20 protein-coding genes are annotated in these 22840 nt (G+C 41.4%); 9 read left to right on the top strand and 11 right to left on the bottom strand.

Annotation, left to right across the window (positions count from 1 at the left end; translation table 11 throughout):
• Window positions 1-371: 371 nt before the first annotated feature.
• Window positions 372-1037 carry an epoxyqueuosine reductase QueH gene (locus KVY11_RS12710; RefSeq protein ID WP_218289152.1) on the top strand — a complete coding sequence of 222 codons (666 nt, stop codon included), beginning with the start codon at window positions 372-374 and terminating at the stop codon, window positions 1035-1037.
• Between the two features lie 2 nt (window positions 1038-1039).
• Here the strand turns inward: KVY11_RS12710 and KVY11_RS12715 are convergent, their stop codons facing one another.
• Window positions 1040-2434, bottom strand: coding sequence for a methylenetetrahydrofolate reductase C-terminal domain-containing protein (locus KVY11_RS12715; RefSeq protein WP_218289153.1), 1395 nt, complete (start codon window positions 2432-2434; stop codon window positions 1040-1042).
• A gap of 520 nt (window positions 2435-2954) precedes the next feature.
• Here KVY11_RS12715 and ribBA point away from each other — a divergent pair.
• From ribBA to KVY11_RS12755, 8 genes are read left to right on the top strand one after another with little or no spacing between them, the layout of a single operon-like run.
• Window positions 2955-4070, top strand: a complete 1116-nt coding sequence (gene ribBA / locus KVY11_RS12720) for a bifunctional 3,4-dihydroxy-2-butanone-4-phosphate synthase/GTP cyclohydrolase II (RefSeq protein ID WP_004983924.1) — start codon at window positions 2955-2957, stop codon at window positions 4068-4070.
• Between the two features lie 18 nt (window positions 4071-4088).
• Window positions 4089-4559: a 6,7-dimethyl-8-ribityllumazine synthase gene (ribE, locus tag KVY11_RS12725; RefSeq protein WP_004684294.1), complete on the top strand. Its 471-nt coding sequence runs from the start codon at window positions 4089-4091 to the stop codon at window positions 4557-4559.
• A gap of 4 nt (window positions 4560-4563) precedes the next feature.
• Window positions 4564-5019, top strand: coding sequence for a transcription antitermination factor NusB (gene nusB / locus KVY11_RS12730; protein WP_004983920.1), 456 nt, complete (start codon window positions 4564-4566; stop codon window positions 5017-5019).
• Window positions 5020-5031: 12 nt separating this feature from the next.
• Entirely contained in the window at window positions 5032-5949 is a 918-nt protein-coding gene (gene thiL / locus KVY11_RS12735; protein WP_160362077.1) for a thiamine-phosphate kinase, read from the top strand.
• On the top strand, window positions 5927-6448 hold the full coding sequence (locus KVY11_RS12740; protein WP_004983912.1) for a phosphatidylglycerophosphatase A: 522 nt from the start codon (window positions 5927-5929) through the stop codon (window positions 6446-6448). Before thiL ends, KVY11_RS12740 begins: the two co-directional genes overlap by 23 nt.
• A 20-nt stretch (window positions 6449-6468) precedes the next feature.
• Window positions 6469-7833, top strand: coding sequence for a bifunctional UDP-N-acetylglucosamine diphosphorylase/glucosamine-1-phosphate N-acetyltransferase GlmU (glmU, locus tag KVY11_RS12745; protein WP_218289154.1), 1365 nt, complete (start codon window positions 6469-6471; stop codon window positions 7831-7833).
• A gap of 12 nt (window positions 7834-7845) precedes the next feature.
• A complete protein-coding gene (gene glmS / locus KVY11_RS12750) occupies window positions 7846-9684 on the top strand; it encodes a glutamine--fructose-6-phosphate transaminase (isomerizing) (RefSeq protein ID WP_159126964.1) in 1839 nt (612 codons plus the stop codon).
• Window positions 9685-9743: 59 nt separating this feature from the next.
• Entirely contained in the window at window positions 9744-11114 is a 1371-nt protein-coding gene (locus KVY11_RS12755; RefSeq protein WP_218289155.1) for a phosphomannomutase CpsG, read from the top strand.
• A gap of 72 nt (window positions 11115-11186) precedes the next feature.
• Here the strand turns inward: KVY11_RS12755 and galE are convergent, their stop codons facing one another.
• The 10 genes from galE to wecB form a co-directional block, all read right to left on the bottom strand.
• Entirely contained in the window at window positions 11187-12206 is a 1020-nt protein-coding gene (gene galE, locus KVY11_RS12760; RefSeq protein ID WP_218289156.1) for a UDP-glucose 4-epimerase GalE, read from the bottom strand.
• On the bottom strand, window positions 12199-13872 hold the full coding sequence (gene pgi / locus KVY11_RS12765; protein ID WP_218289157.1) for a glucose-6-phosphate isomerase: 1674 nt from the start codon (window positions 13870-13872) through the stop codon (window positions 12199-12201). The genes galE and pgi overlap by 8 nt, the downstream gene beginning before the upstream one ends.
• On the bottom strand, window positions 13869-15125 hold the full coding sequence (locus tag KVY11_RS12770) for a nucleotide sugar dehydrogenase (protein ID WP_168159550.1): 1257 nt from the start codon (window positions 15123-15125) through the stop codon (window positions 13869-13871). The genes pgi and KVY11_RS12770 overlap by 4 nt, the downstream gene beginning before the upstream one ends.
• 19 nt (window positions 15126-15144) lie before the next feature.
• On the bottom strand, window positions 15145-16017 hold the full coding sequence (gene galU, locus KVY11_RS12775) for a UTP--glucose-1-phosphate uridylyltransferase GalU (protein ID WP_218289158.1): 873 nt from the start codon (window positions 16015-16017) through the stop codon (window positions 15145-15147).
• Between the two features lie 39 nt (window positions 16018-16056).
• Window positions 16057-17931, bottom strand: coding sequence for a nucleoside-diphosphate sugar epimerase/dehydratase (locus tag KVY11_RS12780; protein ID WP_218289159.1), 1875 nt, complete (start codon window positions 17929-17931; stop codon window positions 16057-16059).
• 129 nt (window positions 17932-18060) lie between these two features.
• Window positions 18061-19230 carry a DegT/DnrJ/EryC1/StrS aminotransferase family protein gene (locus KVY11_RS12785; protein WP_218289160.1) on the bottom strand — a complete coding sequence of 390 codons (1170 nt, stop codon included), beginning with the start codon at window positions 19228-19230 and terminating at the stop codon, window positions 18061-18063.
• A gap of 33 nt (window positions 19231-19263) precedes the next feature.
• A complete protein-coding gene (locus KVY11_RS12790; protein WP_218289161.1) occupies window positions 19264-19923 on the bottom strand; it encodes an acetyltransferase in 660 nt (219 codons plus the stop codon).
• Window positions 19916-20527 (bottom strand): sugar transferase, encoded by a 612-nt coding sequence (locus KVY11_RS12795; protein WP_371315992.1) that lies wholly within the window; start codon window positions 20525-20527, stop codon window positions 19916-19918. The genes KVY11_RS12790 and KVY11_RS12795 overlap by 8 nt, the downstream gene beginning before the upstream one ends.
• Window positions 20527-21759 (bottom strand): glycosyltransferase family 4 protein, encoded by a 1233-nt coding sequence (locus tag KVY11_RS12800; protein ID WP_218289162.1) that lies wholly within the window; start codon window positions 21757-21759, stop codon window positions 20527-20529. Before KVY11_RS12800 ends, KVY11_RS12795 begins: the two co-directional genes overlap by 1 nt.
• 6 nt (window positions 21760-21765) lie before the next feature.
• Window positions 21766-22836: a non-hydrolyzing UDP-N-acetylglucosamine 2-epimerase gene (gene wecB / locus KVY11_RS12805; RefSeq protein ID WP_256350765.1), complete on the bottom strand. Its 1071-nt coding sequence runs from the start codon at window positions 22834-22836 to the stop codon at window positions 21766-21768.
• Between the last annotated feature and the right edge of the window lie 4 nt (window positions 22837-22840).

A 22840-nucleotide genomic window follows, 5' to 3' on the forward strand; every position in this document is an offset into this window, starting at 1 on the left:
TCTCATACTGAAAGTTATGACGACACTCTAATTCCTTATTGGAAGGCGTAGTAAAAAAATGAAGCACAGCTAGATACTCTCTTTCTTGCTGTTGAAGTGGCCCGCCTTCAACGAATACCTATCTAACACAACTGTTAAACACCCTTTGGGTAAATGATGACGAATCTCGCTCAATTATGCAAGTTTGGGCCCCTCAAATGTTCTCTCTCTACTCATCTTCAGCGCTCAAAGCAGGTCTTCATCATCTGCCAAAGTCGATTTTAATCATGAAAATTCATCAGCTCATCCTGAGAATTCTTCATCCAATCGTCGTTGATCCGCTCGTTAGACGTTTTAAACTGTTGGGTTTAAATAGATAAAAATCATTCAATATGTCGAAGCTCGAACGTCAGAAACTTAGCCTCCCCACAGGTCATGACAAACTGCTCTTGCATTCCTGCTGTGCGCCTTGCTCAGGTGAAGTCATGGAAACCCTCATTGAATCGGGTATCGATTTTTCTATCTTTTTCTACAACCCCAATATTCATCCTGTAAAGGAATATCTGATTCGCAAAGAAGAAAATATTCGCTTTGCAGAAAAACATCATATTCCATTTATTGACTGTGATTACGACACAGACAACTGGTTTGCACGTGCCAAAGGTATGGAAAATGAGCCAGAGAAAGGTATCCGTTGTACCATGTGTTTTGATATGCGTTTTGAACGGACGGCATTATATGCAGCAGAACATGGCTTTAGCCTAATCAGCAGCTCTCTCGGCATTTCCCGTTGGAAGAACATGCAACAGATCAATGAGTGCGGACACCGCTCTGCTTCACATTATGCAGGCATTCACTACTGGGACTACAACTGGCGCAAACATGGCGGTGCGGTACGCATGCTGGACATCAGCAAACGTGAAGAATTTTATCAACAAGAGTACTGTGGCTGCGTATACTCACTGCGAGATAGCAACCGTTGGCGCATGAGCCAAGGCCGCGAACGCATCAAATTCGGACAAAAGTTCTATTCCAATGCCATGGATCAGGACAGCTGATTTCAGCCAGTAGCCTCCACATACCAATTTTTCCAAGAGCTGGTTCCACGCACCGCAATCGACACGGTCGGAATCAGCTTTTCTTTTAAGATCTTTGTTTGTCCAACGGCTTTAGCTAAGCGTGCTTTGACTGAATGAATGCATTCACGGTCACCAAATTCACAACGGTCTAAACTGGTTCCACCACAGGGCCCATTGGCCAAGCCTTTGGGGCAAGTTTCTGGGCAAATATACAGAGTCTCGCCTAAACGGCATTGACCACAACTTTCACAGCCCACCACTGCATGCTTACTCAAATGTTCTGTTTTCAGTAACGCTTGTTTGGCACGCGAGCAATCCCAAACATTGAAATTAAAAATAAACCGCCCCACGCCTTTGGCCAGTTTAGATTCAAATAAAGCATCGTGCATCAAATGCAGATGTTGGTACTTAATAATCTGACTCGATGTCGCAGGCCGTGAATAATAAGCCAGCTTCGGATGAAACTCTGTACCGGTTTGCACCTGCCAAAGCGTATTCCAAAGTCGTTCACACTCAGCAAAACTCAAGTGCCGATATTCTTCAATATAATGCTCCAGTAAGCTTTGTTCTTCAGGCTGATGGCAAGCTGATAAATGCACCCCCGCAAAACCCAAATGTCGACACATTAGAATCTGTAATGCGCAGCGCACATAGACGCGATCACTTAAACCCTGTTCTTTTTCCTGTTGCAACACCTGCAACATATGCGGGGTGATCACAATGCCAGCCACTTTATGTTTCAGCATAAACTTGGCCCGTGCCAAGGTCAGTGGCATGACGCAAGCTAAAATTTTCTGCGCATACTGATGCCGCGCTAAAAATGCATGCGCATCCTGTAAAGCAGTCATGTCATAGCCCAATTGGGTAATCACATAATCAGCCCCTGCTTTCATCTTTTTATGCAGTTTTAAATATTGCGCCTCTTTTTCCGCTTCCGCATATTTAAATGGATTAAACGCGACACCAATATGAAAACTGCCTTGGCGTTTGGCTTCCATGACAGCATTCACAGACTCCAAATAACGTGTTCGGGGTTCTAGGTCGTGGCTATAGCAGTGCTGTTTTAATTTATCGCCTGTTAAAAGCAACAGGTTCTTTTGACCCTGTGTTTTTGCATCTTTCAAAAACTGCTCAAAGTCTTGTATATCGCGCGCTTTCCCCGAAAAGTGAATGACTTTTTCAATCTCTTGTGGATACTGTTTGGCGACTTGCAAAGGCGCTTCATCGTCATCCGCATGCACCCGATCGGCCAGCGTCATAGCCGCAGGAAAGCCTGCAAATTCAGTTTTGACAGACCACTGGGTTTGGTGTGCACTTAAGTATTCAACCAATACGCAAAATTGTTTCTGTGCAAAATATTGAGCAAGTAAGGACATCACAGGAGAAATAATCCAGAGGATTAAAAAAGAAGAATTATAGTACAAATCAAAAATAGATGATGAGTCATCAGGTTATTCGCTATGACATATTCAATATTTTTTTGACTCGTCCTCTACCTGATGAGTGAGCACAAATATCCACCCCGATCTGATTGATCAGTTGCAGCACCCTGCTCAAAATGAACCTGATGGTCAATTTCAAAAAAGAAGGTACTCTAACGCTCAACCACACGCCGCCAAGAGCGCAACATTTGTCTAGACCCCTTATTTACTGCGCCGATTGACTTATTTTCGATAAGATTGTTCTTTTTTATGCTTTTCAATCGCTTAAAGACTAAGCACATTTCAACTTTTTAAAATAAAGGCATCTTTTCAAGCTTGGACTGACTGTGTATAACAATGGACGACTCAAGGAAATGATTCGCACATAGGCAAAAGCCTGAAAAAAGCTTAAACTATGTGCCAATGAAAACAAATGATATGTCGTCCATGGCGACAACGATGAAGGTGAAGGTTGATGCCGCTCAATACCGTTGAAGAGCTAGTTGCAGATATCCGTGCAGGTAAAATGGTCATCCTGATGGATGACGAAGATCGTGAAAATGAAGGTGATTTAGTTATCGCAGCGACCCATGTTCGCGCAGAAGACATCAACTTTATGATCACCCACGCACGTGGTTTGGTGTGCTTAACGCTCAGCCGTGATCGCTGTAAACAATTGAATCTTCCATTGATGGTCGATGCCAATGGCGCACAACATGGCACCAACTTCACGCTCTCCATTGAAGCGGCAGAAGGTATTTCTACAGGGATTTCACCTGCAGAACGTGCGCATACTATTCAAACGGCTGTAGCGGCACATGCAAAACCATCAGATATCGTTCAACCAGGACATATTTTCCCATTGATGGCGCAGCCTGGTGGCGTTCTACACCGCGCAGGTCATACCGAAGCAGGTTGTGATTTATCTCGCCTAGCGGGTCTAGAGCCTGCATCGGTCATCTGTGAAATCATCAATGAAGATGGCACGATGGCGCGTCGTGCCGATCTTGAAATTTTTGCTGAAAAGCATGGTTTAAAAATTGGTACCATCGCGGATCTGATCCACTATCGTATGACCAATGAACAAACCGTTGAACGGATTGATCAGCAAAGCATTGATACCGAATATGGCACTTTTGACTTATATCGTTACCGCGAATTAGGCAATCCAGATATTCACTTGGCTTTGGTGAAAGGCGAACCAAAAGAAGGGGTAACCACCGTTCGTGTCCATGGTTTCAACCCTGTTCGTGACCTGCTCAAACTCAACAAAAAAGACGGCGAGCCCGCATGGAATCTCGACAAAGCGCTGCAAGAAATCGCAAGCAGCGATCGGGGTGTTTTGGTTTGGATTGGCCAGCGTCATTTACAAGACTTAGGCCCAGCCTTAGACAGCCTTACAGCACCAAAACCAACCAAATCCAATGCTGCTTTATCTCAGCAGTACCAAACCATTGGGGTGGGCGCACAAATTTTACGTGATTTAGGCGTAGAAAAGATGAAGCTTTTGAGCTCACCTTTACGCTTTAATGCACTCTCTGGGTTTAATTTAGAAGTGGTGGAATATATCACCGCACATCAAACAACTTAAAAAATCATCGAGGTTGCTATGGCAATTCGCCGTATTGAAGGTATGTTACATCTCGCTAGCGAAGGCCGTTATGCGATTTTAGTGGGTCGTTTTAATAGTTTTGTTGTCGAACATCTATTAGAAGGTGCAATTGATACATTGAAACGTCATGGTGTATCAGAGGATAATATCACTGTTGTTCATGCACCAGGCGCGTGGGAACTTCCTGTCGTGGCTAAAAAATTAGTGGCGTCTGAACGCTTCGATGCCATCATTGCACTGGGTGCTGTGATTCGTGGTAGCACACCGCACTTCGACTTTGTTGCAGGTGAATGTGCCAAAGGTTTAGGCGTGGTTGGCCTAGAATCTGGTCTTCCAGTGATTAATGGTGTATTGACTACGGATAGTATTGAACAAGCGATTGAACGCTCGGGTACAAAAGCAGGTAATAAAGGCGGCGAAGCTGCTCTTACTGCAATTGAAATGGTTAACTTGTTAAAGGCTATTTAACGCTATGTCGCAAACATTGCAAGCAACTTATGCAGCAAAACGTAAAGCACGTCGCTTTGCTGTACAAGGAATTTACGAATGGCAAATGAGCCACAATCCAGTCCATGAGATTGAAGCACGTACGCGTGTGGAAAATGCCATGCACAAAGTGGATCTGAGCTATTATCATGAATTGTTAACCCAAGTGGTTGCCAATCATGAAGCATTGGATGCGCTCTTAATCCCTGTGCTTGATCGCGAAGTTTCTGCGCTTGATGGCGTTGAACTTGCGACCCTTCGTTTAGGCGCATATGAACTCAAGGAACATCTTGAAATTCCATATCGTGTGGTTTTAGACGAAGCGATCGAGCTTGCTAAACATTTTGGCGGTGCAGACAGCCATAAATACATCAATGGTGTATTAGATCGTTTAGCAACAACTTTACGTGCAGCAGAAAAGCAACAAGCGAACTCACAGTAGTAGATTTGTTGTATGGCTGAGTTTTCGATCATTGATACCTATTTTAATCGTAAGAGTCCTCATTCTGTCGATTTAGGCGTCGGTGACGACTCAGCCTTGCTCACCCCACCACCACAGCAACAATTGGTCATTTGTGCCGATACCTTGGTTGCTGGACGTCACTTCCCGCTTGATACCAGCCCACATGCGATTGGCTGGAAATCTGTCGCGGTCAATTTATCTGATATCGCCGCAATGGGCGCGAAACCTCAGAGTATTTTACTGGCTTTGAGCTTACCCCAAATTGATCATGACTGGCTCAAAGGTTTTAGTCAGGGTTTATATGATTGCTGTGATCAATTTGGCGTGAGTTTAATTGGTGGAGACACCACCCAAAGCCCACATCTCACCATTTCCGTGACAGCACTGGGTTGGGTCGATATCGGTCAAGCCATCACTCGCTCTGCCGCTCAAGTGGGTGATTTGATTTGTGTCAGTGGTACTGTCGGCGATGCTGCTTTTGCCCTGCAACACTTAGGCCATCCTCTCCAACACCGTTTGGACTACCCTACCCCACGCTGTGAACTGGGGCAAGCACTCAAAGGCTTAGCGCACAGTATGATTGATGTGTCAGATGGCTTAGCACAAGACTTAAGTCATATTTTAAAAGCATCCCATGTGGGCGCGACCCTACAGCTTGATCAATTGCCCATCAACACCACGCTACAAGATTTAACACGAGAACAACAATGGCAATATGCTTTGGCGGGTGGCGATGACTATGAATTATGCTTTACAATAAGCCCGCAGAATTATGAAAAACTTTTGCAACAACAAAACCATAGCAGCATCAGTGTCATTGGAAAAATTGATGCCGAAAGTGGTCTGCGTTTTCAACAAAATGGCTTAGACCATTCCTTGCAATTTAATGGATATCAACACTTTGCATAAGCCCCCTATCCTCTTTCGTCAGATGTCTTGGTATGACCGTTTCATCGTATTTTGTGGTGTAGGGTTTGGCTCAGGGCTAGCACCCAAAGCACCAGGAACGTTTGGTTCTGCATTCGCACTGCTGTTCGTCCCGATTTGGCTTGCAATTGGCTTATCGAACACCATTATTGCCATCATCCTCATGTCTCTAATTGGCATTTATATCTGTGGGCATACTGCCAAAGTGATGGGCGTCCATGATGATGGGCGTATTGTATGGGATGAGTTTGCTGGCCAGTCCATCACCTTTTTGCCTGTCCTGTATTTAGGGCAAATGAATTGGCTCTGGCTGCTGCTGGGTTTTATTTTATTTCGTATTTTTGATGTGTGGAAACCGTGGCCGATTCGTGTCATTGACCAAAAAGTCGAAGGTGGCTTTGGTATTATGCTCGACGACCTGATTGCAGGACTTTGGGCTGCACTTTGTATTTGGATTTATTTTTATTTCACTGTGGCTTAGGCCATTTTTAGGATTAGAACATGTCAACGACTGTTATTATTCTTGCTGCAGGTAAAGGAACACGTATGCGTTCTTCTTTACCCAAAGTACTACAACCACTTGCAGGACGTCCTTTACTTGGTCATGTCATCGACACTGCAAAAAAATTAAATGCAGCCAATATTATTACAATTTATGGGCACGGCGGAGCACGAGTTCAAGAAACATTTACTCATGAAAAGATTGAATGGGTGGAACAAGCTGAGCAACTCGGAACAGGTCATGCAGTGCAAATGACACTCCCAGTCCTTCCACAGGAAGGCAGCTCACTGATTTTATCAGGCGATGTACCTTGCATCTCTCAAAACACGCTACAAAAATTACTCAATGCAACTGCCGAGACAGGCATTGGTCTAGTGACTTTAACTTTAGCCGATGCAACAGGTTATGGGCGTATAGTGCGTGAGAATGGTCAGATTCAGGCGATTGTTGAACATAAGGATGCGACCACAGAGCAGCACCAGATTAAAGAAATTAATACAGGTATTTACTGTGTCAGCAATGCCAAATTACATGAGTGGTTACCACGCTTAAGCAATAATAATGCGCAAGGTGAATATTACCTGACTGATATTGTAGCAATGGCCTTAACAGATGGGATGCAAGTCGCATCGGTTGAGCCTGAACAAGCCTTCGAAGTTGAAGGAGTCAATGATCGCATTCAGCTTGCCGCATTAGAGCGCCAATTCCAAATAGCCCAAGCCAAAAAGCTCATGCAGCAAGGTGTGCATTTGATTGACCCTCGTCGCTTTGACCTTCGTGGACATTTAACCGTTGGACAGGACGTACGCATTGACATCAATGTGATTATTGAAGGCGAATGTGAATTCGGCGACCATGTAGAAATTGGTGCAGGTTGTATCATCAAAAACACCAAGATCGCAGCAGGTACAAAAGTTCAGCCGTATAGCATCTTTGATAATGCTATGGTCGGCGAAGATGCGCAGATTGGTCCTTTTGCTCGTTTACGACCAGGTGCAAAACTGGCTGCTGAAGTGCATATTGGTAACTTCGTTGAAGTCAAAAACACCAGCGTTGGCCTCGGTTCAAAAGCCAACCACTTTACCTATTTAGGTGATGCTGAAATTGGTGCAGGCTCGAACATTGGTGCTGGGACTATTACCTGTAATTATGATGGTGCAAATAAATTTAAAACCATCATTGGTGATGCTGCATTTATTGGTTCTAACAGCTCATTGGTTGCACCTGTCACGATTGGCAATGGGGCAACTGTCGGGGCTGGTTCAACCATTACCCGTGATGTTGCAGAGAATAGCTTAGCGGTAGAACGCTCTAAGCAAGTTGAAAAAGAAAACTATCAACGTCCACAAAAGATGAAGAAATAAGAGGATTAAATTATGTGCGGTATTGTCGGTGGCGTTGCAGAACGTAGTATTACCAATATTTTAATTGAAGGTTTAAAGCGTCTTGAATATCGTGGCTATGACTCTGCGGGTTTAGCGCTGGTCAATCAAGGCCAAGTTTTACGCGAAAGACGTGTCGGTAAAGTATCCAATCTAGAAGAAGCCGTTAATCAATCAGGTATTCTAGGTTCTCTAGGTATTGCACATACACGTTGGGCAACCCATGGCAAACCCACTGAAGATAATGCACATCCGCACATTTCAGGCGATGTTGCTGTAGTCCATAACGGCATTATTGAAAACTATCAAGAACTCAAAGACGATCTTGAAGCTTTAGGCTATGTATTTACCTCACAGACCGATACTGAAGTGGTCGCTCACTTGGTTAAAGATGCTTTAAAGTCTACCCCAAGCTTGCTGGAAGCTGTGCAACAAGTTGTGCCTCAGCTTAAAGGGGCTTATGCACTGGGTATCGTACATACCGACCATCCAGATGAACTGATTACCGTGCGTGAAGGTTCACCTTTGGTCATTGGCGTCGGTATTGGCGAAAACTTTATCAGTTCAGATCAATTGGCTTTACTGCCTATTACCAATCGTTTTATTTACCTTGAAGAAGGTGATATTGCTCGTTTAACCCGCAATAGCATTGAAGTTTTTGTCGCTGGTCAACGGGTCGAGCGCCCAATCAAAGAATTAGATGCTGCCGTCAGCAATGCATCTAAAGGTGAATATAAACATTACATGCTCAAAGAAATTTATGAGCAACCCGAAGCGATTCAACAAACCATTTCTCAAGCTCTAGATGGCAATGCACTGCGTGAAGACTTTCTTGCCAATGCAGTCGCGGATTTCCAAAAAATTCAGCAAATCCAAATCATTGCCTGTGGGACCAGCTACCATGCAGGGATGATTGCCAAATATTGGTTTGAACAACTGATTGATTTACCGTGCCAAGTAGAAATTGCGAGCGAATTCCGCTATCGCAGCCCTGTAATTGTCAATCACACACTTTATGTCTGCATTTCACAATCTGGTGAAACCGCTGATACTTTAGCCGCACTGCGTGATACCCAAAAACGTGCTGCAGCAAAAGGTGCTGATATCACCACCATGACTATTTGTAATGTCGCAACATCGTCTATGGTACGTGAGACCAATCATAGTTTGCTTACACTGGCGGGTCCTGAAATTGGTGTAGCATCGACCAAGGCGTTTACCACGCAGCTTGCAGCACTGATGTTATTGGTCCTAAAAATCGGTACAGTTAAGAAAAGCATTTCTGTACAGCATGTGGCTGAGATTACGGCTGAACTTTGGCATACCCCTAAAGTAATTTTAGATACCTTACGTAATGACCCTGAAATTTTACGTTTGTCTGAACTTTTCGTAGAGAAGCAGCACTGCTTATTCTTAGGTCGTGGCACGAATTTCCCGATTGCACTTGAAGGGGCGTTAAAACTCAAAGAGATTTCATATATCCATGCTGAAGGCTATGCCGCAGGTGAACTTAAACATGGTCCGCTCGCTTTAGTCGACAATGACATGCCTGTGGTCATTCTCGCACCGAAAGATGATATGCTCGATAAACTCAAATCGAATATGGAAGAGGTTCAAGCTCGTGGTGGTGAACTCTTTGTCTTTGCCGATGAAAATAGTGGCATTAAAGCCAAAGACCGTCAGCATGTGGTTTATGTACCAAGCATTAGCCCAATATTGGCTCCAATTGTTTATAGCGTACCTGTACAACTGCTGTCTTATCATGTTGCAGTCCTTCGTGGCACGGATGTCGACCAACCTCGAAACCTCGCTAAATCGGTCACTGTAGAATAATTATTTAAATAAAGGCTGGATATCCAGCCTTTATTCTTTATCTAAATAGAGAATTGCATATGTCGCAACTTACCTGCTTTAAAGCCTATGATATTCGTGGCAAGCTCGGGACAGAGCTAAATGAAGAAATTGCCTATAAAATTGGCCGTGCCTATGGACAAATTTATCAACCCAAAACTGTAGTTATCGGTTGCGATATCCGTCTGACCAGTGAAAGTCTCAAACAAGCCACTATTCAGGGCTTAAATGATGCTGGGGTGGATGTCCTTGATCTTGGTATGACAGGTACAGAAGAGGTTTACTTTGGTGCATTTCATCTCGATGTTCAAGGCGGTATTGAGATTACGGCGAGCCACAACCCCATGGATTACAATGGGATGAAATTGGTTCGAGAACAAGCGCGCCCTATTGGTGCAGATAGTGGTCTGGCAGAAATCCAAGCCTTAGCAGAATCGGGGGCATTTACAGAAGTCACGCAAAAAGGCTCAACCACACCATATAATATTCTACCTGAGTTTATTGAACACCTTATGGGGTATATTAATCCTGCAAAAATCCGCCCATTAAAATTGGTCGTAAATGCAGGAAATGGCGCCGCAGGTCATGTCATTGATGCGATCGAAGAAAAATTTAAAGCCCTAAATATCCCTGTTGAATTTATTAAAATTCACCATGAAGCCGATGGTCATTTCCCCAATGGCATTCCCAACCCAATTTTAGTTGAAAATCGTGATAGCACACGCCATGCTGTACTTGAACATCACGCAGATATGGGTATTGCATGGGATGGTGACTTCGACCGCTGTTTCCTGTTTGATGAAAAAGGACAGTTCATTGAAGGTTATTATATTGTCGGGCTTTTAGCACAAGCCTTCTTACTGAAACAATCAGGCGAAAAAATTGTCCATGACCCACGTCTGATTTGGAATACTTTTGATGTTGTAGAGAAATATCAAGGTATCCCTATTCAGTCGAAATCAGGGCATTCCTTTATTAAAGACACCATGCGTGAGCACAACGCCGTTTATGGCGGCGAAATGTCTGCACACCATTATTTCCGCGATTTTTCTTATTGCGATAGTGGAATGATTCCATGGTTGTTGGTTGTTTCCGTACTGTCTGAAACGGGACAATCTTTGTCCTCATTGGTTGAAGAAATGATCAAAAAATTTCCTTGCTCAGGGGAAATCAATTTCAAAGTTGCGGATACACAAGTCACAATTCAAAAGCTTTTTGACCATTTCGCAGATCAAAATCCAAGTATTGACCACACAGATGGCGTAAGTTTAGATTTTGGTGCTTGGCGCTTTAACGTACGTGCTTCAAACACAGAGCCCCTATTACGTTTAAATATTGAAACTCGTTTAGACCAACATCCAAAGCCGATGCAAGACTATGTTGATGAATTGACTCGGTTGATTCAAAATTAATTTCTCGGTTTTAAATATAAAAATAGGCACCTTAAGTGCCTATTTTATTGTGCGGAAAAATCTTATAGAAAATTATGCTTTGTAGCCTGTGGGATTCTGCTTTTGCCAATTCCAACTGTCTGCTAACATATCTTCTAATGTCAATTCAGGTGTCCAGTTTAATTCTCGATTGGCTCTTGAAGCATCTGCATAGAAGCATGCTAAATCACCAGCTCTTCGCTCAACAAACTCGGAATTAACGATAACGCCATTCACTTTTTCAAAAGTCTCTTTAATTTTTAATACTGAAATTGGAATGCCTGTCCCAATATTCCACGCACGACAACCTTTATGATTCAGTCTATTTTCAACAGCTAAAACATGCGCCTTTGCCAAATCAACCACATGAATAAAGTCTCTTTCACAGGTTCCATCATCAGTTGGGTAATCTTGTCCAAAAATAGACAGTTTTTCTCTGCATCCCACTGCAACCTGTGTCAAATAAGGCATTAAATTGTTTGGAATTCCTTGAGGATCTTCACCAATTTGAGCGCTTTTATGTGCACCCACAGGATTAAAATAGCGCAACAAGGCAATTGACCACTCATCATTTGCCTTTGACAGTTTTTCTAATAACTGTTCTACAATCAATTTGGTATAGCCGTAATTGTTGTTTGGCATCCCCAAAACCATATTTTCTTGATATGGCGGTGAGTTTTCTTCTCCATAAACAGTTGCAGATGAACTGAACACCAAGTTAAAAACGTGTGCACGCTCCATCGCTTGCACTAACTGGATTGAACCTGAAATATTATGATCAAAATAAGTCAGTGGTATTTGCTGGCTTTCACCTACTGCTTTTAACCCTGCAAAATGAATCACTGCATCAATGCGATTGGAAGAAAAAGCTTGATCTAAATCACTTTGATTACGAATATCGCCCTGAATAAACTTAAGCGTTTTTCCAGTTAACTCCTGAACACGTTTTAACGACTCTTCCGAGCTATTAGAAAGGTTATCGAGCACAATCACATCATGTCCAGCTTCAAGGAGTTCAACACAGGTATGTGAACCGATATAACCCGCCCCACCAGTCACTAAAATATTAGCCATCTATTTTTCCTAATAAGATTTTTAATAAACCCTGAGTCGAAACATCTAATGTAGATAGATCTTGTTGATGACCATTTAAAATGGGCAGTAACTGATTGGCAATTTCCTTGCCCTTTTCAACACCCCATTGATCGAAAGGGTTAATATTCCAAAGTACGGATTGTACAAATACTTTATGTTCATACATCGCGATGAGCATACCTAAGCTATAAGGATTGAGCTCCTGCATTAAAATAGTTGTACTAGGCTGGTTACCCTCATATTTTTTATATTCAGGCAACGAGGCTAATTCGCTCTGATCTAGCGCTTGATTTCCAAATGCCAATAAACGTGACTGTGCTAAACAATTTGACAGTGCCAAATGATGCTGTTCAATCAATGCCTCAGCATTATCCACATAGGTAAACTGATTTGCGTTATAACGTTGTATTGGTGCAATGAAGTCACAACTCACCGAATGTGTTCCTTGATGCAACAGCTGATAAAATGCATGCTGCGCATTCGGTCCCACCTCGCCCCACACAATCGGACAGGTATCCCATTCAACTTTTTCACCATTGCGTTGGATCGACTTACCATTCGATTCCATCTCAAGCTGCTGTAGATAGGATGCAAAGTACTTGAGGCGACCGTCATACGGTAAAACAGCATGGGTTTGAATGTCTAAGAAATTATTATTCCAAGCCCCTAAAAGCCCCATCAAGACAGGAATATTCTGCTCAAAAGGGGCATTTTGAAAATGCTGGTCAATGGTATAAGCACCCGCTAAAAACTGCTTAAATCCATTCACTCCAATAGTTAAAGCAATTGGAAGTCCAATACATGACCACAGAGAATAACGACCACCCACCCAATCCCACAATAAAAATTGATTCTCTGGCGCGATCCCCCAAGCAGTCATTTTTTCAGGCTTGGTCGATACGCCAATAAAATGATGCTTTAAGGTTTGGGCCTCTTGACCTAATGCTTTTTCAAGCCACTGACGTACCGTTTGAGCATTGGAGAGTGTATCAATCGTACCAAATGACTTTGACGAGATAATAAATAATGTGGTTTCTGGACGAAGCTTATGCAGAAGTTCTGAAAGCTGACTTCCATCTATTGTTGAAACAAAATGCAGATTTAAAGGCTTTTGTGTCGATTTTTTAAAATCAGATAAAGCATGGCTGACCATCAGCGGCCCTAAGTCAGACCCCCCCACACCAATATTGACTACATCTTGAATCACTTCACCAGTCGCGCCACGGTATTGGCCCTCGTGAATTTTGTTGACCAATCCATACATTTTTTGCAATTGTTCATGAACCTGATCAGCAATAGCCTGATGCTGTTGATCACATTTTGGTAAACGTAAAGCCCAATGCATGGCTGAGCGCTGTTCAGTATAGTTAATTGCTGTACTTGAGAATAAGTTTTTAATCCAGTTGGTTAAATCTCGTGTTTGCGCCCACTGTACTAAAGAATCAACTACACTTCGGTCAATACGATGTTTACTAAAATCAAAAATAATCGGCTCTAATACGACAGAGAGCTGCTCAAAACGAGTCGAATCATCTGCAAAAAGATCATTCAGATGATGCTGTTCAAAATGATCTTTCAAGCCCTGCAGTCGGGCAATGGCTGTATTAATATCTTCAACGGGATATGGTTTATTTTGATGCTTCATCGCCCTACTCCCTGATAGGCAAAGCCTTGGGCTTTGACATAGCATGGATCATAAATATTGCGACCATCTAGAATCAGTGGGTGCTGCATTTTTTTGAGTAGTTCTGAATAATTAGGGCTCCAATACTGCTTCCAAGCGGTTAATAAGCACAAAGCATGTGCTCCCTCAACTGCTTCATATTGATCGGTACAGTAAATCAAATCTTCTCGATGCCCATAATGTTTTTCAATTTCGGCCAATGCCTGAGGATCATGCAATTTGACCACCATATTTTGTGCCCAAAGCGCTTTTAACATGGCATGAATTGGAGATTGCTGAATGCGAGACGTGTTTTCTTTAAATGATGCACCCCAAATCGCAATCACCTTACCCGCCAAATCCCCATGATAATAATTCCATAATTTACGAAAGAGAATTTCTTTTTGCTGCTCATTGATATCCCAAACTTGTGCCAATAATTGGCTCTTCGCTCCAGTCCCCGAAACAGTATTTGCCAATGTTAAGACATCATGAGAGAAATTTTCACCGCCAAAGCCAGCACCTGGATAAAGATATGAAGCCCCGATTCGACTATCCGCCGCCAAGCCTTGACGTACATGCTCAATATCGATACCTAGCTTTTCAGCCACCACAGCTAAATCGTTAATATAACTGATGCGGGTTGCCAACATGCCTGAAACACTAAGTTTAGTAAACTCGGCATCTAAAACGGGCATAAACAAATATTGTTGTTCTCTTGGAAATAAAGGGCGAAGTAACTCTCGAATTTTAATTTGACTCGTTTCACTTGAACAGCCCACTGTCAGTTGTTTTGCCTGCACTAGGCTTTGTAAAGCATTACCTTCTTGGATTACGTCAGGCAAATACACCCAATCATCGTCCGATAATATTTTTTCAAATTTTTCAGTGCCATGTAACCCTAAAGTCGAGGCATTGATCATCAATTTAGGATGAATAATAGGCCGCTGTTTGAGTTCTTTTAAAATTTCAATGCCTTGTGATTCTTCTGTCGGACTCAGACTAAAAAAGTAAGCATCGATATCGAGAGGAATCGCATTAAAATTGCAGTATTGCAGAAATCCACTTTTTTCTTGCTTATGGAGTAGATTGATCACAGCATCATCTTGGGTATAGGCTTGCTCTGAAGCCGACCTTTTTAAGATATCGCACCAAAAGACCTGATGTCCACATTCAGCTAGCAATGCCGCCATAACACCTGAATACAGGGTTTGTCCAAATACTGCAACTTTCATAAGAGTTTCCCGCTGATCATTAAAGCTCTTGGATAAGCGCTTTAAATGCCTCACCCAAAGTCGGGTGATCAACCCCATAATGTAAAACGGCTTTTAAATAACCCAGTTTACTACCACAATCAAAAGTTTGACCTTTCATACGATAGGCTTCAACCGTATTGGTCTGTTGTAGCATGGCAATTGCATCGGTTAATTGAATTTCGTTACCTGCACCTTTCGGTGTTTGTTCCAAAAGTTGCATAATCTCAGCGGGCAAAATATAGCGTCCGACCACGGATAAATTAGACGGTGCTGAACCCACTGCTGGTTTTTCAACAATACCTTGCATCACTATACTTTGACCTTCATTGGGTACAGAAGCTACATCAACAATACCATACTGATCAACCAAATGGTCAGGCACCGCTTCAACCATAATTTGTGAAGCATGTGTTTCATTGAAACGCTGAATCATTAAGCTCAAATCATTAGTTAGATCAGCATCTTTAACTAGAACATCAGGTAACAGCACAGCAAAATCATCATTTCCCACAATCGACTTTGCACATAAAACTGCATGTCCAAGTCCTAAGGGTTGCGGCTGGCGCACACTGACTACGCTGACATGTGCGGGCAGAATATCCTTAATCTCTTTGAGTAAATCAAATTTTTGCTTCTGCTCGAGCGTTGTTTCAAGCTCAAAGTTACGATCAAAATAGTTTTCAATCGATGCTTTAGATGAATGCGTGACTAAAATGATCTGCTCAATACCCGCCGCAACAGCCTCTTTTACAACGTACTCAATCGCTGGGCGGTCAACAACAGTCACCATTTCCTTTGGAATAGATTTACTTGCAGGTAGAAAGCGGGTACCTAGACCTGCTACAGGAAGAATTGCCTTTTTAATTGTCATCACTGATCCAAAAATTTGTGCTCATTAAGCCATTAAAGCTTAGTTTACCTTAACTTCTCGACTTCGGTGATAGCCATCAACATAATGTTCTAACTGAGTAAGTGCCCAGTCAATGTCTTGATCAATTGCAGTTAAGCCATAAATGCGTTCGAAAATCGGCAATAATTCATCTAAAGAGAAATGCTTTTCAAATGAACGTAAGATTCGACTATGCTCAGTTAACTGTGTATCTTCATGATCAATTAGCAACTCTTCATACAACTTTTCGCCTGGACGTAATCCAGAGTATTCAATGGCAATGTCGCCAATATCCGACCCTTCTTCACGCATTTTTAAGCCACTCAACGCGATCATTTGACGTGCTAAATCTTGAATACGAACAGGCTCACCCATATCCAACAAGAAAACATCCCCCCCCGTACCCAAAGCACCAGCCTGAATGACTAACTGTGATGCTTCAGGAATCGTCATAAAGTAACGAGTCACTTCAGGGTGAGTCACCGTAATTGGGCCACCTTTTGCTATCTGTTGCTTGAACAGTGGAACAACTGAGCCTGAAGAACCTAATACATTCCCAAAACGGACAATACTAATTTGAGTTTGCTGCTGTGCTTCTGCCATCGCTTGACAGTACAGCTCAGCCATTCGCTTAGACGCTCCCATTACATTGGTCGGACGCACAGCTTTATCTGTTGAAATCAGTACAAAAGTCTCTACACCTCTTTTAATCGCCGCATTCACACTAAAGGCTGTACCAATAGAGTTATTTTTTAGTCCCGCAATGGGATTACACTCGACCAATGGAACATGCTTATAAGCCGCTGCATGGTATACAGTTTGTACATTATACTGCTCAATCACACGCTCAAGTTTAGCTTCGTCGAGGACTGTTCCTAAAATCGGAATAATTTCTACTTGTGACTTAAGACGTAACTCTTTATCAATACTATACAGTGCAAATTCACTAAGCTCATAAATAACTAATTTCTGCGGATTGTTCTTAATAATTTGTCGACAAAGTTCTGAACCAATAGAACCACCTGCCCCTGTGACCATCACTACTTTATGTTGAATATTTTTGGCCAATAATTCAGGGATCGGCGGAACAGGGTCACGTCCAAGTAAATCAATAATGTCTACTTCTCGGATGTCTGAGACTTTAATGTCGCCATCTACAAGCTTGGTAAGGCCAGGAATTTCGGTAATTTTAATATGTGCAGGTTCAAGAAATTGAATAATTTCACTTTTGCGCGTACGCCCTACAGATGGTAAAGCAATGAGAATTTCATCAACTGTTTCTCTTTCCAGACGTTTAAGCGCATGTTCAGCATTATAAACTTTTAAACCACCAATAATTTGCCCTGATAATGACTGTTCATCATCAATAAAAAATAAAGGAAAATGCTCATCAGAACGATTCAACATTGCTGCAATTTGTTGGCCTGCATATCCAGCCCCATAAATCACGATTTTTCTTTTTGGAATATCCGTTTGCAAACATGCTCGCACAATAAATCGAATAGCACCACGGCTGAACCAAATCCAGGAAAACATAAAGAAACCAAACATCAAAGGAATTGATGTCGGAATAAAAGCCTCTGTACAATATGCCAGCCCAAAAAGTCCAAGAACGGTTAACCCTGTTGCAATTGCTAAGCGTGTAAAGAACACCTCATTGAATGTACGAACAATAAAATGATATGTTCCACAAATCAATAACATAGTGATTGCTAAAACACTTACCCAGAGTGATCCAAATGAGATATTAGGAACAACTTCTGCCCCTAGGTTAAATTCACGTAATGCGTAGCTCAACCAAATCAAGACAGGAAAAACTAAAAAATCCAAAAGGATTAAAAATAATTGTTTGGCATATCGTGGCGATGTAACCAAAGGCAGAATGACTGATTTCACAGGGTGAGTCTTCTCTATGCTATTTATATAAGTAAACTAAATGTGTTTTTAAGTTATTTGCTACCCACAAACAAATGTAAAAATGTAAAGTGAATGCAAAAGCGAAGCATTCACTTTACATCAGAGCATTTAAATTCTAGTAAGTACTTGTTCAATAGCAGAAATAGTTTGATTAATACTATCTTCACTCAAAGTTGGATGAACTAAAAACATTAAACTATTTTCACCTAGTTTTTGTGCGTTCTGAAGTCGTTGAGTAGGGCGCCAAGGCGTATTGTCAAAAGCATGCTCTAAATACACTTCTGAACAAGAACCACTAAAGCAAGGAACACCTAATTCAGCAATTTCATTCATAATACGATCACGAGACCACCCTTTTGGTAATTGATCTACATTTACTTGAACATAACACTTATAAGCGGCATGTATATAATCATTCGAAGGCTGAAAAACGGTTATATATGGGGCCTTTTCAAATGCTGAATAAATGCGCTGCATATTTTGATTACGAATTTCAGTCCAGTCAGTCATTTTTTTCAATTGAATACGACCAATGACCGCTTGCATTTCCATCATACGCCAGTTGGTACCAAAAGAGTCATGTAGCCAACGAAAACCTGGTGGATGCTGCTTGTTATAAATACTGTCAAAGTTTTTACCATGATCTTTATAAGACCACATTTTTTTCCACAACGCTTCATCATTGGTGGTGACCATACCGCCTTCACCGCCAGTAGTCATAATTTTATCTTGGCAGAAAGACCAGGCAGCAATATGCCCAATAGAACCCGCAGGTTTGCCCTTATATTGTGCGCCATGTGCTTGCGCACAATCTTCAATCACATACAAACCACGCTCCGCTGCAAGTTGCATGATTGGATCCATATCACACATCCAACCTGCCAAATGGACACAAATAATCGCTTTAGTATTTGGCGTAAGTACCGCTTCAATAGTCCGAGCCGAAATATTTTGTGAATCCAACTCAACATCTGCGAATATAGGATTAGCGCCAGCAGTCACAATTGAGCTGGCAGAGGCTAAAAATGTCCGCGAAGTAACAATAACATCATCACCGGCACCAATATTTAAAGCCTTTAATGCAACATCAAGCGCTACTGTCCCATTTGCTAAAGCCACTGCATATTGTGTTCCTGCAAATGTTGCGAATTCTTTTTCAAATTTATGGCATTCTTGACCCGTCCAATAGTTTACCTTATTCGACAACAGTACTTTAGATACAGCATCTGCTTCTTCTTGCGTAAAGCTTGGCCATGGTTCAAATGCAGTGTTTAACATATTTATTTCCTAGTTAAATTCTTACAAAAATCTTTATTTTTTCTCTAAGATTCGGGCTGGATTACCCACGACGGTAACACCTGCGGGAACACTTTTGGTCACTACTGCACCCATACCAACCACAGCACCTTTACCAATCACTAATGGTTTGTCTGGTGTACCTTGTTTGATCACAGCACCAGTACCAATATAGGCATGATCTTCAATGTGTATATTGCCATTGCATTTTACACCTGGTGCAAATGTAACATAGTCACCAATGATGCAATCATGTTCTACATAACTGTACAAATTTGCATGGAAACATTTACCAATTTGAATATTCGAAGTCACCGTCACAAATGGACTTAATGCTGCGCCTGCGGCAATAATAGCCTCATCCATAATAATAGTAGTATTCGCTTGAACTGACCAAAGTTCAATTTCATCTTGTTCAAGTTTATTTGCTAATTTTTCACGTACTTGGCTATTTGCGATCGCAATTAAAACTGATTTCCGAGAGGCATTTAGTGCTTTGAACATTGCGTAGCTAATCGCCAGATGTCCATTCACTAACGTTTGTTCAGTTAAACTGTCATCTATAAAATAGATGTCAGCCTGAATACCTGTACGCGCTAAATGCTCTCGTGCAACAGGCATCAGGCTACGACCACAACCAGAAGCGCCATAAATCGCATACAGCGTTTCAGTCATGACCTTGCTCTGGTTTAGTCCCCGTGAACTTTGTCATGGTCGCTTCACCTTCTGCACTGATATCATCCTTCGCCATCACTTTCTGAACTGTCTTCAGCATGATTTTAAAGTCCAATACAGTTGATTGGTTTTCGACATACCATGTATCTAATTTGAATTTTTCTTCCCAACCAATAGCATTGCGGCCATTCACTTGTGCATGACCTGTCATGCCGGGGCGCACGTTATGACGCTTAGCTTGCTCTTCATTATATAAAGGCAGATATTCCATAAGTAATGGGCGTGGGCCAACAACACTCATATCACCTTTAATCACGTTCCAAAGCTCAGGCATTTCATCCAAACTGGTTGAACGCAGCATTTTACCAAATGGCGTCAAGCGTTCACTGTCGGGCAATGGATTGCCTAGGGCATCCACTGCATCTTTCATGGTGCGAAACTTAATCATTTCAAATGGCTTACCATTGAGCCCGGGACGAACTTGACGAAACAAAACAGGAGAGCCTAAGTTTTTTTTCACTTTATAAGCTACGAATGCATATAAAGGGGAAAGAAGAATAAGTGCAATAGTGGCGATAATGATATCTAACAGTCTTTTCACAATTATTCCTTAAACAATATTGAAGCCAATTTTTTAGTTAAACTTCCATATTCGTAGGATTGAACTGCTTCCTGATGCCCATTACTCCCCATAATAGCTCGTTCTTCAGAGCTCAAATTATAAAGTTTAAGTACGCCCTCAACAATATCAGCAACATTTTCAGGCTCAATTTGAATGCCTGCTTGAGAATCAGCAACAGGTGTATAAGGACCAGAATCAATTGCATATAAAACTGGCTTACCTGCATATAAATAATCAAAAAGCTTATTAGGAGAAACACCAAATCTAAAAAGCGGATCTTTCGTTAAGCCGATATAACAAACATTAAAGACTTTTAGTAAACTTTGAACTTGTCTTTTTGGGATAGCATCGACAAAGTAAACATTGGTCAAACCTAATTCTTCTACTTGCTGCTGTAGACTTTGTTTTAACTTCCCATTACCCACAAGTACAAATGCAATTTCCGAATATACCTTTAACTCATTTGCTGCTCGTATAAAAGAATCTAAAGCATTCGCAATCCCTAATGTACCAGCATAACCCACAATAAATTTATCTTTAGGTAGTTGATCTAAAGTAGATTGCTCTAATGGTTGAGCATTCTCAACTTCTTCTTTTAAGAAACCATTAGGTACCCATGCAAACTTTTCAGGCTTCATTCCTCTAGATTGCATATGTTCATAAGATTTTTTTAAATTTGATAAAACAAAATCTGAATTCTTATAAGCACGGTCCTCAATCCATTGTAATAACCGTATAAATGGATGGTTTTCAGAATATCCACCCAACTCACATAAAGTTAATGGCCAAATGTCACGGACCTCAAATGCCAATGGCACAGATAAATCACGTGCTAATTTTTCTGCTCCCAAATATCCCACTAAACTTGGAGATGAATATAAAATCACATCAGGTTTAGGCAAAATATTTTTCAGGTTTGTAATTTTCCACGCAAAAGAAAACCAATTAGCAATCCTTTTTTTACTATGTGCTTCAGCATACGTTGGCATTTTCACCCATACAAAATTAAAGTTTTCTGCAATTGGCTCAACTTTAAAATTATTTTCAAGAACAGGTGGTTCTCTCAGTAGGTGTGTAAATGCTGCACCAACTAAGTAAACCTCATATCCTAATTGTGCTAAAGACTTTGCAAAATAATAATGTCTGCCCCCAACACCTGTTTCTGGTGTTGAAGAGTATTGATTGATTATCCAAATGGTTTTCTTCTGACTCATCTTAAATTATATACCTGCTAATACATTGGCTATATTTTGCGATGCTTTACCGCCGCCGTATAGATTTAAAGGATCCTCAATATTTTTATTTAACATGGCTTGTGCGAAATCAATAATTTTTTGAGTATCTGCACCAGCTAAAACATTGACACCGTGCTCGATCAATTCAACCCATTCAGTTTGGTCACGCATGGTAATACATGGTTTTTTAAAGAAGAAAGCTTCTTTTTGAACACCACCACTATCAGAAACCACTGCATTACAATGCTTTAATAACCAGATCATTTCTAAATATCCCACAGGTTCAAGCACCAACATTTCCAATTGCAGTCCTAAAGATTTCACAACTTTCTGCGTCCGTGGGTGTAATGGAAGCACGACTGGTAAAATATTGTTATGAATATAATTCAGTGCATCCACAATTGCTTTTAGACGCACAGGATCATCGGTATTTTCTGCACGATGTAATGTCGCTACAATAAAATTATTTTCAGGTACAACTTTAAGTGCTTCACCTTTTACTGCACGCTCAGCAAAAAACATAGATGAGTCTTGCATCACATCACCGACATTTAAAACCTGAATTGGCTTTTGATCAAAACCTTCATTTTTTAAATTCTTGACGGCAGTTTCTGTTGGGCAGAATAAAATATCACTAACTTGGTCTGTTAAAATACGGTTGATTTCTTCAGGCATACGCATATTAAAACTACGTAAACCCGCTTCAATATGTGCAACAGGAATATGTAATTTAGATGCTGCTAATGCGCCTGCTAATGTTGAATTAGTATCACCATATACCATTAAACGATCTGGTTTTGACTCTAAGCAAATTTTTTCAATCGCTTCTAGCATGCGACCAGTCATTGAGCCGTGGCTGCCGCTATTAATATCTAACTGGTAATGTGGTTTTGGAATACCTAGTTGGTCAAAGAAAATATTAGACATGTTTGCATCAAAATGCTGACCGGTATGAATAATCTCTTCAGACAAACCCGCTGTTTTTTCAATCGCAGCTGATACTACACTCGCTTTAATAAATTGAGGACGTGCACCAATCACTGTAAGAATTTTCATATTA

It is taken from the genome of Acinetobacter sp. CWB-G5 (genome assembly GCF_019209785.1).
GTDB classification, from domain to species: Bacteria; Pseudomonadota; Gammaproteobacteria; order Pseudomonadales; family Moraxellaceae; genus Acinetobacter; species Acinetobacter johnsonii.